The organism is Pseudomonas paraeruginosa PA7, assembly GCF_000017205.1.
In the GTDB taxonomy this organism is placed as follows: domain Bacteria; phylum Pseudomonadota; class Gammaproteobacteria; order Pseudomonadales; family Pseudomonadaceae; genus Pseudomonas; species Pseudomonas paraeruginosa.
This window is the reverse complement of the sequence record NC_009656.1, coordinates 5,458,047-5,469,840: the sequence shown is the minus strand read 5'-3', so window position 1 is coordinate 5,469,840 and position 11,794 is coordinate 5,458,047. Positions and strand designations below refer to the sequence as shown.

At 68.1% G+C, this 11,794-nt stretch carries 9 protein-coding genes; 3 read left to right on the top strand and 6 right to left on the bottom strand.

Going from position 1 to position 11,794, the window contains the following annotated elements:
- Positions 1-35 precede the first annotated feature (35 nt).
- The 4 genes from phrB to PSPA7_RS25305 form a co-directional block, all read right to left on the bottom strand.
- A complete protein-coding gene (phrB, locus tag PSPA7_RS25320; RefSeq protein ID WP_079262208.1) occupies positions 36-1,484 on the bottom strand; it encodes a deoxyribodipyrimidine photo-lyase in 1,449 nt (482 codons plus the stop codon).
- On the bottom strand, positions 1,481-2,380 hold the full coding sequence (locus PSPA7_RS25315; RefSeq protein WP_012077383.1) for a MerR family transcriptional regulator: 900 nt from the start codon (positions 2,378-2,380) through the stop codon (positions 1,481-1,483). The genes phrB and PSPA7_RS25315 overlap by 4 nt, the downstream gene beginning before the upstream one ends.
- A 9-nt stretch (positions 2,381-2,389) precedes the next feature.
- The gene (locus tag PSPA7_RS25310) at positions 2,390-3,346 is read right to left on the bottom strand and encodes a DUF523 and DUF1722 domain-containing protein (protein WP_012077382.1); all 957 of its coding nucleotides are present in this window, start codon (positions 3,344-3,346) and stop codon (positions 2,390-2,392) included.
- A 151-nt stretch (positions 3,347-3,497) separates the two neighbouring features.
- A complete protein-coding gene (locus PSPA7_RS25305; RefSeq protein WP_012077381.1) occupies positions 3,498-4,481 on the bottom strand; it encodes an NAD(P)/FAD-dependent oxidoreductase in 984 nt (327 codons plus the stop codon).
- Between the two features lie 407 nt (positions 4,482-4,888).
- Between PSPA7_RS25305 and PSPA7_RS25300 the strand changes: the two genes are divergently transcribed.
- The 3 genes from PSPA7_RS25300 to PSPA7_RS25290 all read left to right on the top strand — a co-directional run bounded on the left by PSPA7_RS25300 (position 4,889) and on the right by PSPA7_RS25290 (position 8,474).
- Entirely contained in the window at positions 4,889-5,806 is a 918-nt protein-coding gene (locus PSPA7_RS25300; RefSeq protein ID WP_012077380.1) for a TIGR01777 family oxidoreductase, read from the top strand.
- A complete protein-coding gene (gene hemH / locus PSPA7_RS25295; RefSeq protein WP_003149922.1) occupies positions 5,803-6,825 on the top strand; it encodes a ferrochelatase in 1,023 nt (340 codons plus the stop codon). Before PSPA7_RS25300 ends, hemH begins: the two co-directional genes overlap by 4 nt.
- A 275-nt stretch (positions 6,826-7,100) precedes the next feature.
- On the top strand, positions 7,101-8,474 hold the full coding sequence (locus tag PSPA7_RS25290; RefSeq protein ID WP_012077379.1) for a spinster family MFS transporter: 1,374 nt from the start codon (positions 7,101-7,103) through the stop codon (positions 8,472-8,474).
- 1 nt (position 8,475) lies between these two features.
- Here PSPA7_RS25290 and PSPA7_RS25285 read toward each other — a convergent pair whose 3' ends face one another.
- Complete coding sequence (locus tag PSPA7_RS25285; protein ID WP_012077378.1) at positions 8,476-9,423, bottom strand: Csu type fimbrial protein; 948 nt, start codon at positions 9,421-9,423, stop codon at positions 8,476-8,478.
- Positions 9,420-11,792: a fimbria/pilus outer membrane usher protein gene (locus PSPA7_RS25280; protein ID WP_012077377.1), complete on the bottom strand. Its 2,373-nt coding sequence runs from the start codon at positions 11,790-11,792 to the stop codon at positions 9,420-9,422. The genes PSPA7_RS25285 and PSPA7_RS25280 overlap by 4 nt, the downstream gene beginning before the upstream one ends.
- Positions 11,793-11,794: the final 2 nt, after the last annotated feature.

Sequence of the window (11,794 nt, the reverse complement as noted above, 5' to 3'; positions counted from 1 at the left end):
TGGCCGTGGCCGTGGGGCGATGGCGGTTGACTTCCCTAGGGCTGCCTGCCGCCTGGCGACAGGTCGCGGAAGGCCGCCAGCGCCCGTTCGCGGCTGGCCTTCAGGTCGACCATCGATTGCGGATAGTCCACGCCGGCGAACAGTCCCAGGCGAGACGGATCATGGATCGCCTTGCGCTCCAGGCCGGCCAGTTCCGGCAGCCAGTGGCGAATGAATTCGCCGCGCGGGTCGAAGCGTTTGGACTGCGAGAGCGGGTTGAACAGGCGGAAGTAGGGCACTGCGTCGGTGCCGGTGGAGGCGCTCCACTGCCAGCCGCCGTTGTTCGCCGCGAGGTCGCCGTCGATCAGGTGGCGCATGAACCAGCGCTCGCCTTCGCGCCAGTCGATCAGCAGGTTCTTGCTGAGGAACATCGCCACCACCATCCGCAGGCGGTTGTGCATCCAGCCGGTGGCCAGCAGCTGGCGCATCGCCGCGTCGATGATCGGAATGCCGGTGCGTCCCTGTTGCCAGGCCTCCAGTTCCGCTGGCGCCTGGCGCCAGCGCAGGGCTTCGGTCTCTTCGCGGAACGGACGGTGCCGGGAAACGCGCGGGTAGCCGACCAGAATGTGTTTGTAGAACTCGCGCCAGAGCAACTCGTTGATCCAGGTCGCGGCGCCTTGCCGGCCGCCGCTGAACTCACCGCGGTTGGCGACCAGCGCGGCGTCCAGGCATTGCCTGGGCGAGAGTACGCCGGCGGCCAGGTAGGGCGACAACTGGCTGGTGCCGGGGAGCGCCGGGAAGTCGCGCTGTTCATGGTAGTCGTCCAGGTGCTGCTCGGCGAAATCGCGCAGGCGCTGCTGCGCCGCCGTCTCGCCGGCCGGCCAGAGGGCGCGCAGGCCAGCGCCTGGCGCTGCGAAGCCGGGAACCGCATCCGGCAGCGGATCACCGGGCAGCAGGCGGTGCGGTGGCTGCGGTTGCGGCCGCGGCTGGACAGCTGGCAGCGCCTGGTACAGGCGCTCGTGACAGACCCTGCGGAACTGGCTGAACACCTGGAAGTAGCCGCCGCCCCGGGTCAGCACCGAGCCTGGAGCGAAGAACAGCTGGTCGAGGTGTTCGTGGAAGGCCACGCCCTGTTCGCGCAGGTGGCGGGCGACCGCCTGGTCGCGGCGCTGTTCGTTCGCGCCGTATTCCTGGTTGACGTGCACCGCGCCGATCCCCAGCTCGCTGCAGAGCCGGCCGAGGACGGTCGGGGCCTGCCGCCAGTGCTCGCAGTCGCGCACCAGCAGCGGGATGTTCAGTGCGGCGAGCTGGCGTTGCAGTTCACTCAGGTTGCGCAGCCAGAAGTCGACCTTGCAGGGCGCATCGTCGTGTTCCCGCCACTGTGCCGGACTGAGCAGGTAGAGGGCCACGCAGGGGCGCCCGTCGGCGGCGGCGAGAAGGGCGCTGTTGTCGCTTGTGCGCAGGTCGCAGCGGAACCAGACCAGGTTCATGGGTACCTTCCTCATGGTGTCAGCAGGCCCCGTTCAGCCAGCAGCTGCCGGGCCTCCAGCGGCGAGTTCGCCAGCAGCAGGCCGGGCAGGGCAAGGGCCTCCAAGGCGTCGCGCTGGATCTCCACCGCCGGCCCGGCCAGCAGCACCGGGCATTCCACCCCCGCCAGCAGGCGCGGCAGGTGCTCGGGGTTGAGGCGGTGGCTGGCGTACAGCAGTACGCCACGTGCCTCCAGCCGCTCGCAGGCAAGGGCCAGCTCGGCCGGGGGCAGCGGCCAGTCGAAAACCTGCAGAGGCACCTCGCCGCTGCCGAGCAGCCAGCTACAGAGCCACAGGCTTGGCTCCAGAGACAGCTCCGACTGGTTGATCAGCAGCAATGGCGCGCCTTGTTGCAGCCGCTGTTGGTGATAGAGACGGGCGCCCAGTTTGCTGCGCAGCCACGAAAAGAAGAAGGCGCGCTCCATGCGCGCGCCGAATTGTCCCTGCCAGCGTCGTTCGAGGTGCAGCAGCAAGGGTTGCAGGAGCTTTTCGCAGAGGGTCGCTACCGGATAGAGCGAGGCGGCCTGGTTGAACAGATCGTCGAGACGGCGCTCGGCCAGTGCGGCGATGGCTTCCAGCAACTGTTCGTGCAGGCCTTCCCAGGGGGACTCGACATCCGCCGCCGGCGTTTCCTCCGGCCGATCCAGCAACGCGCGAACCTGGCTGATGGCGACGCCACGCTCGAGCCAGACCAGTATCCGGCGGATGCGCTCGACCTGCTCCTCGCTATAGAGCCGGTGGCCCTTGCCGGTGCGTTGCGGCACCACCAGGCCGTAGCGGCGCTCCCAGGCGCGCAGGGTGACCGGGTGAACGCCGGTCAGGCGGGTGACTTCGCGGATCGGCAGGCCGCCGCGTTCGGCGTGGGGTGGGTTCATCAGGGCGTCCTAGAGCGAGTTGCGCAGGCCGAGTTCGGCCGGGTGCGGTTGCAGGTAGGCCTGCTGGGCGATGTACGCCTGCGGGTGGCGGCGGAAGTGGTGCTTCAGCAGGGTCAGCGGTACCACCAGCGGCACGCTGCCGTGTCGGTACTGCTCGATCAGCTCGCGCAGTTCCCGCCTGTCGTCGGCGGCGAGGCTGCGTTTCAGGTAGCCGCTCAGGTGCAGCAACACGTTGCCGTGGCTGCCGCGGGTCGCGCAGCGGCGCAGGCCCTGCATCAGCGCGCCGAAGTAGCGTCTGCCGAGAGCTTCCGGCGGGTGGTGGCCGGCCTCGCCGAGCAGGCGGCCAAGGCTGCGGTAGTGCTCCGGCGAATGCGCCAGCAACTGGTACTTGTAGCGGCTGTGGAAGGCGACGATGGCCGCATGGCTGAGCCCGCGCTGGCGCAGGGCCTGCCAGTGGGCATGGGCGAACACCCGGGTGAGGAAGTTTTCCCGCAGGACCGGATCGTGCAGCCGGCCTTCTTCTTCCACCGGTAGCTCCGGCAAGGCTTCGCAAAGGGCTGCGGCGAAGCGTCCACGGCCTTCGGCGCGCGGCGCGCCGCCTCCTTCCGGGTAGACCTTGACCCGCTGCAGTCCGCAGGATGGCGAACGCTGCATGAAGATGAAGCCGTCCAGCGTGTCCGTCCGTTGCGTCACCCGCCGCGCGTATTCGGCGAGCGCTCCGCCGACCGCCAGGCCGTCGCGGCTCCGCGCCTCGGCGGCTTCCGGAGTGCCTTCCAGGCGAATCGCCGGACGCGGCGTGGCCAGGCCGATGGCCTGTTCCGGGCAGAAGGAGATGAACTCGACGTGCCGCGCCAGTTCCTCGCAAAGCGCGGAACGCTTGTGTCCACCGTTGAAGCGCACCGGCTCGCCGAGCAGGCAGGCGCTGATGCCGAGCCGGGGTGTCAGGGAAAGGTGAGATTCGTGCATCGGTGTCGTCTCCCATTGGGAAAGGTGGCCCGCGCGTCGCTCGACAGCGTGACGGACATACGACACATCCTAGGACTTATCTTGTACAGGTCAATTATTTTGTACAGGTATATTCGTTCGCATCGGGCCGCCAGGCGACGGCCCGACCCCGTCAGAGATGTTCCAGCAGGCGCCGCGCGGCTTCCTGACCGCTGAGCCAGGCGCCCTCGACGCGACCGCTGGAGCACCAGTCGCCGCAGGCGTAGATGCCCAGGTCGGGATCGCCGAGGGCGCCCCACTGGTGGGCTTCCGCCGGGCGCGCATAGAGCCAGCGGTGGGCGATGCTGAAGGCGGCTTCCGGCACGGCGCAGCCGATCACTTCGGCGAAGGCGCAGCGCAGGTGCTCGACCACGTCTTCCTTGGCCATGTCGATGTGCTGCCGGCTCCATTGGCTGGTGGCGTGCAGCACCCAGGTGTCGAGGGCGGTGTCGCGCCCCGGCTTGCTGCGGTTGCAGGCCAGCCAGGCGATCGGGCTGTCGTGTACGAAGCAGCCCTGCACCGGGGTGTCGAGGACCTCGCGGAAGCCCAGCGCCACCGCCCAGGTCGGCTCCATGACCACGCTCGCGGCGGTGGCCGCCAGCTTCGGCACGCTGGCCAGCAGCGGCGTGGCCTGGGGGGCCGGGAGGGCGATCAGGACCTGGTTGAACGGACCGTGGTTCTGTCCCTCGGCGTCCTGCAGGTGCCAGTGCTGCTTGCCGCGGAAGACCTCGGTGATGCGGCAGGAGAAGACCACCGGTAGATCGGTGAGCAGGGCGCGGGTGATCGCGCTCATCCGTGGGATGCCGACCCAGCGTGGCTGTTCGTCCGGGGACGGGCTCAACTGGCCGTCGCGATATTGGTAGAGCGCGGGTTGCCACTCGTCCACCCAGCCCTCCTCGCGCCAGTGTTGCAAGGCGTCGAGGAAGCGCCGGTCGCGGGCGGTGAAGTATTGCGCGCCGAGGTCCAGCGTGCCGGCCTCGCTGCGCTTGCTGGCCATGCGGCCGCCGCTGCCGTGGCCCTTGTCGAACAGTTGCACGGTCTGGCCGGCGGACCTCAATGCGTGGGCGGCGGAAAGCCCGGCGATGCCAGTACCGATGATGGCGATGGGGACGCTCATGACATGCCTCTCTGGTTGTGTAGCGTCTGGACAGGCGAATCAGGTTTCTTGTACAAACTTTATTTGATGTACAGTATTGCGCGTGCTTCGAGGCGCACCTTGCGTCGCGCCGGTGGCGCGCTTGCGGCGCACGGCTCGCTTCCTGGCCTGTCGAACCTTCAGACGTTCCGTTCGGAAGTATCAACCGAGTTATCTGAAGAATAGACGGCTGGCGCCGTTCATTTAGGCACCAGTGCGATGCAAGCCCTGTTCCTTGGCTGAGTCGAAAACGACGCCAGGGTTCCCCGGCCCGAGCCGACGGATCGTCCAGCCACAGGATAACGCCGGAATGCGGGGCGGATGCAGCGTCATCGGGCAGATCGATGGTCCAGACTGCAAGGGTACGCAGGCAAAACGAGGAGACAGCCATGCACATTCTCTTGACCGGCGGTACCGGCCTGATGGGCCGCCGCCTGTGCGCCCGCTGGCGACAGGCCGGGCACCGGCTGACCGTGTTCAGCCGGCGGCCGCAGCAGGTGGAATCGCTGTGCGGCGCCGGCGTGCGCGGCATCGGTAGTTTCGACGAGTACGGCGAGCAGCCGCTCGATGCGGTGGTCAACCTGGCCGGCGAACCGATCGCGGACAAACCCTGGAGCCACAAGCGCAAGGCGCTGCTGTGGGAAAGCCGGGTACGCCTTACCGAGCGCCTGGTGGATTGGCTGGAAAGCCGCGAGCAGCGCCCGGACCTGCTCTTATCGGGTTCTGCGGTGGGCTGGTATGGCGACAGCGGCGAGCGCCCGGTGACCGAGGAGGGCGCGGCGGCCGGCGAGGACTTCGCCAGCGAGCTGTGCCTCGCCTGGGAGCAGATCGCCGGCGAGGCGGAAAAGCTCGGCATCCGTGTCGTGCTGCTGCGTACCGGCCTGGTGCTGGCGCCCGAGGGCGGCTTCCTCAGGCGCCTGTTGCCGCTCTACCGGCTCGGCCTGGGCGGACCGCTGGGCGACGGCCGACAATGGATGCCGTGGATCCATATCCAGGATCAAATCGAGCTGATCGATTTTCTTTTGCGGCGGCCCGATGCCAGCGGTCCCTATAATGCGTGCGCCCCCAACCCGGCGCGCAACCGCGATTTCGCCAAGGCCCTGGGCCGGGCGCTGCACAAGCCGGCGCGGATACCGACTCCCGGATTCGTCCTGCGCCTGGGGCTGGGGGAAATGTCCGGATTGCTGCTCGGCGGCCAGCGAGCCTTGCCGCAGCGCTTGCAGGAGGCCGGCTACCGTTTTCAATTCACCGACCTGGACGCGGCGCTGACCGATGTCCTGGACGACCGACGAAAGGATCAGGCATGACCGAGAACGCCCTGCTGCTGCTCAACCTGGGCTCCCCGGATTCGACCCGGGTGGAGGATGTCCGCCGCTATCTCGACCAGTTCCTCATGGATCCCTACGTGGTCGACCTGCCCTGGCCGCTGCGACGCCTGCTGGTATCGCTGATCCTGGTCAAGCGCCCGGCCGAATCGGCGCACGCCTACAGCTCGATCTGGTGGGACGAGGGATCGCCGCTGATCGTCCTCAGTCGTCGCCTGCAGGAAGCGATCAAGCCACACTGGCCGCATGGGCCAGTGGAACTGGCGATGCGCTACGGCCAGCCGGCCATCGAGAAGGTCCTGCTCGACCTGGCGCGCCGCGGCATCCGCCGGGTGACCCTGGCGCCGCTGTATCCGCAGTTCGCCGACAGCACCACGACCACCGCCGAACAGGAGGTGCGCCGGGTGATCGCCGCCCATCGCCTGGAGCTGGAGGTCAGTACGCTGCCGCCGTTCTACGACCAGCCGGTGTACCTCGATGCCCTGGTGGAAAGCGTGCATCCGTACCTGCAGCAGCCCCACGACCATCTGTTGCTGAGCTTCCATGGCCTGCCCGAGCGGCACATCCGCAAGCTGGTGAAGGATCCTGCCCACGACCTGCTGGCCGAGAGCAGTCGCAACGTCAGCCCCGAAGCCCTCGCCCTGTGCTACCGCAGCCAGTGCCTGCGCACCGCCGAGGCCTTCGCCGAGCGTGCCGGCCTGGAGCAGGGGCGCTGGTCGGTGTCGTTCCAGTCGCGCCTGGGGCGCGCCAAGTGGATCGAGCCCTATACCGACGCCAAGCTCGACGAACTGGTGCAGCGTGGGGTGAAGCGTCTGCTGGTGATGTGCCCGGCGTTCGTCGCCGACTGCATCGAGACCCTGGAGGAAATCGGCATGCGTGGCCGCGAGCAGTTCATCAGCGCCGGCGGTGAGGATCTGGTGCTGATTCCCTGCCTCAACGACCACCCCGCCTGGGTCGGCGCCCTGGCCGACATGAGCGGACGCCTGGCCAGGCCGCTGTGAGAAGCTGTCCACGATCCGCTGCGCTTCGCGGTATGACGGCTTTGAAAGCAGGGTTTCAGCCCTGTCCTGCTCCAACTCCAGCTCGCGAGATGATGGACAGGCTCTGAGCGCACGCGGCGGCGAATGACCTGGCGGTCATTCGCCGGAGCCCGCTTCTCGCATTCAGCAGTTCTATAGTCCCTTGCCCTGGGTATAAGCCCGGATGTTGCCGGCTTATCCTGCCTGTCGACCCCTCCCTTCGCATCCGCCGCTTCGGCGGCGTCCAGGAGTTCGGCATGCATAACAACAATAACGGCTATCCCTCCAACCTTGCGGCCTGGACCACGGTGGCGATCCTCATGGTCGCCTATGTGCTGTCCTTCATCGACCGGCAGATCCTCAACCTGCTGGTTGGTCCGATCCGCCGCGACCTGGCCATCAGCGATACGGAAATGAGCCTGCTGATGGGCTTGTCCTTCGCCCTGTTCTACACCCTTTGCGGTATCCCGCTCGGACGCATGGCCGACAACCGCAGCCGGCGCGGCCTGATCCTGTTCGGCGTGCTGGTGTGGAGCGCGATGACCGCGGCCTGCGGCCTGGCGCGCAGCTATTGGCAATTCCTCACCTTCCGGGTCGGCGTCGGGGTTGGCGAGGCGGCGCTGTCGCCGGCGGCCTACTCGCTGATCGCCGACAGCTTCCCGCGCGAGCGTCGGGCGACGGCGATCAGCGTCTACTCGATGGGCATCTACCTGGGGTCGGGGCTGGCCTTCCTGCTCGGCGGGCTGGTGATCAAGTTCGCCTCGGCCCAGGGCGACGTGCAGCTGCCGCTGTTCGGCGAAGTGCGCCCGTGGCAACTGATCTTCCTCATCCTCGGCGCCGCCGGCGTGCTCTTCTGCCTGTTGCTGCTGGCGATCCGCGAGCCGGCCCGGCGCGGAGTCGGCGCAGGCGTGGCGGTGCCGCTGGGCGAGGTCGGCGCCTACCTGCGGGCCAACCGCAAGACCGTGCTCTGCCACAACTTCGGTTTCGCCTGCCTGTCCTTCGCCGGCTACGGCAGCGGCGCCTGGGTGCCGACCTTCTTCGTCCGCACCCACGGCTGGGACGCCGGCCATGTCGGGGTGGTCTACGGCAGCATCGTCGCGGTGTTCGGCTGCCTCGGCATCGTCTTCGGCGGACGCCTGGCAGACTACTGGGCGAAGCGTGGGCGCAGCGACGCGAACATGCGCGTCGGGCTGCTCGCCGCCTGGGCGGTGATTCCCTTCACCCTGGTCTATCCGCTGCTGGACAACGCCAATTGGGCGGCGGCGCTGATGGCGCCGACGGTGTTCTTCCTGAGCATGCCGTTCGGCGTGGCCCCGGCGGCGATCCAGGAGATCATGCCCAACGCGATGCGCGGCCAGGCCTCGGCGATCTACCTGTTCGTGGTCACCCTGTTCGGTCTCGGCGTGGGGCCGACGGCGGTGGCGCTGGTCACCGATTTCGTCTTCGCCGACGACATGGCGCTGCGCTACTCGCTGCTGCTGGTGACCCTGGCCGCGGTGCTTGGCGCAGTGGTCCTGCTGGGGATCGGCCTCAAGCCCTATCGCGCCAGCCTGGAGCACTTGAAGGACTGGAGCCTGCGGCGGGAAGGCGAGGGCGGCGAGGATTGGAAGGCGTCCCGGCAGCCGGCCTGACTCAGTAGGTGAGGATGACCCGCACGGTATCGCTGTAGGTACCGGCGGGGACGTTGCCCTGGGCCGGGTTGACGATGGCCCGGTATGGCACGTTCTGCGCGGCGCCGCTACCGGTGCCTGCCTGGGTGTTGCTGGTGGTCCAGACCGTCGAGTCGCCGGGTTTGTAAAGGTTGTACTGGATCGCGTTGGCACCGCTGAGCATTCGCCGCCAGCCGCCGCTGAAGTTGTTGCCGTTGTCGAAGCCGATGGTATAGGTGGCGTTCAGGGTGCAGCGCACGCCAATGTTCTGGTTCACCGCGGTGAAGGCCGAGACCAGTGCGGCGCTGCCGAAGCTGAGGTCCGGAGCGCTGTCGATGAAGCAGTCCTTGAGCACCGTCAGGGTAACGTTGACGCTGCTGCTGGCGGTGCCGTCGTCGTACACGCAGAGTCCCAGGGCACCGGCGGCGCAGAGGTGCCAGGCCCAGTTGAGGCCGATGGTATCGGTATAGGTGCCGGCCGGCAGGGTCACCCCGGTGGCGGTGCGCAGGTACAGCGGCAGGCTGCCGTCGGTGGCGTTGAACAGGCCGAGGATGCCGAGGAAGGTAGTGCTGCTCCAGCGCACCGTCGAGCCGACGTTGTAGACGGTGCCGCAGCCGTTGTCCTTGCAGATGCTGTAGGGCAGGTAGGTGCCGCTGGCGGCGTTGTACAGCCGCGACGTGGTGCCCAGCGGATTGGCGGTGCTGGCGATGGTCGCGTCGATGGTGTTGGTGCTAAGGATCGACAACAGGCTGCCGGTGCATTTGAAGCCGGTGGTGCCAGTGATGGTCTGGGCGGTGCTGGCCAAGGTGAACGAGCTCAGGCTGCCGAAATTGCCGGTGCCGGAGCTGGTGGTGCAGGCGGCGAGCAGCAACGGGCTGGCGCAGAGCGTAGCGAAGCCGAGCAGGCAGGCGGGCGTGGAGTGGCGGCTCATGGCGTATCTCCGATCGGGGCCGAGCAGGTCAGCGGGCCGACCTGGCTGACGGTGGGTTTGCGCGTATCCAGGCGGAAGCGTGCCTGGCAGGCCCGGCCGTCGGGGCGGACCACGCGTAGCTGGTTGTCGCTTTGCAATCCTTCGAAATAGACCTGGCCGTCCCAGCCGACGCTGGCGCGCTGGCCGCTGCCGGTTTCCTCGGCCTGGCTGCCCAGCGGCAGCGGTTCGCCGCGCTCGTCCACCAGGCTGATGCTGGCGGCGACCACGGCACGGATCGGGAAATCCAGTAGCAGGCCGCTGCCCTGGCGTACCGCCACGCGCTGCTCGACTTCGGGCGCGCTGACGTTGGCCGGAAGGTCCAGCGGCTCGATCTGGAACTTCGCCGGGTAGTAGGCCGCGACCCAGGGCACCAGCAGGTGGCCGTTGTCGTCGGTGCTGCCCATCAGTTGGTTCTCGTAGCGGATCGGCACCTGTGGATAGCCCTTGGTGCTGACCAGGACGAAGGCGTCGTTGATCCGGTTGCTGGCGAACACGGCGTTGTCCATCCATACCAGCGAGCCGCTGAGATCGGCCCAGCGCGTGTAGTTGCCGGTCTCGCCATAGAGGCCGCCCTGCAGTTGTACGTTCTGCATGCGCCAGGTCAGGTCGGCCTGTTGGTAACGGCTGGCGCCGCCGCCATAGCCGAGGTTCCAGCCGAGGCCGCCCTGGCTCGGCGTGGAGCGGCTCCAGATCACCCGCTCGCTGTAGCGCCGGTCGCTGTCGCGGGTGACGCCGATGTTCAGCAGGCCGTTGATGTCGAAGGGAATCACCAGTTGCATCAGCGCGCTGTAGCCGTCGCCGTCGAGATCCTTGTTCAGCGCCAGGTAGAAGCTGCTGCGGCTGCCGATCGGGCGGCTGTAGGAGAGGTTGGCCAGGCGCGTGCGGCTGCCGTCGCGGGCGCGGATGTCGAAGTAGCCGGTACCGATGGTGCCCTGCTCGTCGAAGGTCAGGCTGGCGGTAGCCTGGTCGGTGCGCCGGCTCAACTGGTACTCGCCATCCAGGGTGCCGAGGTCGCCATAACCGGCGCTGCGCTCGATGTGCTGCAGGCTGAGGCCGAGCCGTCGCGAATAGTAGGAGTAGCCGAGCAGGTATTGCTGGCCGCTGTCGCCCTGGCCGTCGCTGCCGCTGGCCGCCAGGCTGAGGGTACCGAAGGTGGCGACGGCGATGTCGCCGCCGATGCCGAGCAGGCGCAGGTCGCTGGCGGCCTCGGCGTGGGTGGAGAGGGTCAGGCGGTCGCTGACGCCGTAGCGGTAGATGCCGCTGGCGGCGCTGTCGGCATAGGAGAAGTTGCGCAGGCCGTAGTCGCCGCGCAGGCGCCCGACGGACAGGTCGAAATCGCTCAGGCCGCGCGCCAGCAGGGTGTTGGATACGTAGAACGGCAGGCTGGTCGCCACTTGTCGGCCCTGGGCGTCGGTGGTCACCACCGTGGCTTCGCCGGCTCCGTTGATGTACGGCACGTTGCTGATGGCGAAGGGGCCGGGTTGCAGGTCGGCGCTGCTGGCCTTGTAGCCGTTGATGAACAGGTCGACGGTGCTGGGCACCGCGGCCTGGCCGTCGAAGCGCAGCAGCGGATAGGTGACCAGGTCCGGACGTACGCCGAAGTTGCGGGCGAAGCGAAAGCCGCCCATGCGTACCGGGGTGGTCCAGTTCAGCGCGCCGTTGACGTAGTCGCCCAGTTGGTAGCTGTGCATGTTGCGTTCGTCGTTGTACAGCCAGTAGGTGTCGTAGCGCAGGTAGCGGCTGTCGAGGTTGTCGGCGTCGCCGAAATAGCGGGTGTAGACGCCGGTGTTGGAGATCACCCCGAAGCCGTCGAACAGACGTTGCTCGAGCAGCGCGGAAAGCCAGGGCGTGGCGCCGTCGGCGGGGGCCGAGTAGTACAGGTCGTAGTTGAACAGCGCGCCGAGGCTGCTGCGCGCCGGGGTGCGGGCGACCAGTCCGGGATCGTCGAAGCTCTGCTCCGGCAGCCAGTCCGGCGGTACTTGCAGGTGCAGTTGCTGGCTGGCGCTGTCATAGTCCGCCCGGACCTCGGACAGGGCGTCCACCGCGACCTGTCCGGCGGGGTTGCCAGGCAGGCGTACGCCGGCTTCGCGCAGGGCCTCGGCGTCGAGCAGGTAATGGCCATCGGCGGCGTTGACCGGCACCACCTGGCCGCTGTCGCGGCCGTTGATCACCAGTTCCAGGTAGTAGAGGACGTTGCCGCCGCCGGACGGAGCGGGTTGCGGCGACGGCAGTCCGGCCAGGTAGTCCGTCGCATGGACAGGGGAGAGCAGCGCCAGGCCGATCAGTAGCGAGCGGTGGCGGCGGGAGCGCCGCTGACACGGGCGAGGCACGG

Coding starts and splice junctions, on each gene's coding strand:
- phrB (WP_079262208.1), bottom strand. CDS start 1,484: ATGAGGAAGGTACCCATGAACCTGGTCTGGTTCCGCTGCGACCTGCGC.
- PSPA7_RS25315 (WP_012077383.1), bottom strand. CDS start 2,380: ATGAACCCACCCCACGCCGAACGCGGCGGCCTGCCGATCCGCGAAGTC.
- PSPA7_RS25310 (WP_012077382.1), bottom strand. CDS start 3,346: ATGCACGAATCTCACCTTTCCCTGACACCCCGGCTCGGCATCAGCGCC.
- PSPA7_RS25305 (WP_012077381.1), bottom strand. CDS start 4,481: ATGAGCGTCCCCATCGCCATCATCGGTACTGGCATCGCCGGGCTTTCC.
- PSPA7_RS25300 (WP_012077380.1), top strand. CDS start 4,889: ATGCACATTCTCTTGACCGGCGGTACCGGCCTGATGGGCCGCCGCCTG.
- hemH (WP_003149922.1), top strand. CDS start 5,803: ATGACCGAGAACGCCCTGCTGCTGCTCAACCTGGGCTCCCCGGATTCG.
- PSPA7_RS25290 (WP_012077379.1), top strand. CDS start 7,101: ATGCATAACAACAATAACGGCTATCCCTCCAACCTTGCGGCCTGGACC.
- PSPA7_RS25285 (WP_012077378.1), bottom strand. CDS start 9,423: ATGAGCCGCCACTCCACGCCCGCCTGCCTGCTCGGCTTCGCTACGCTC.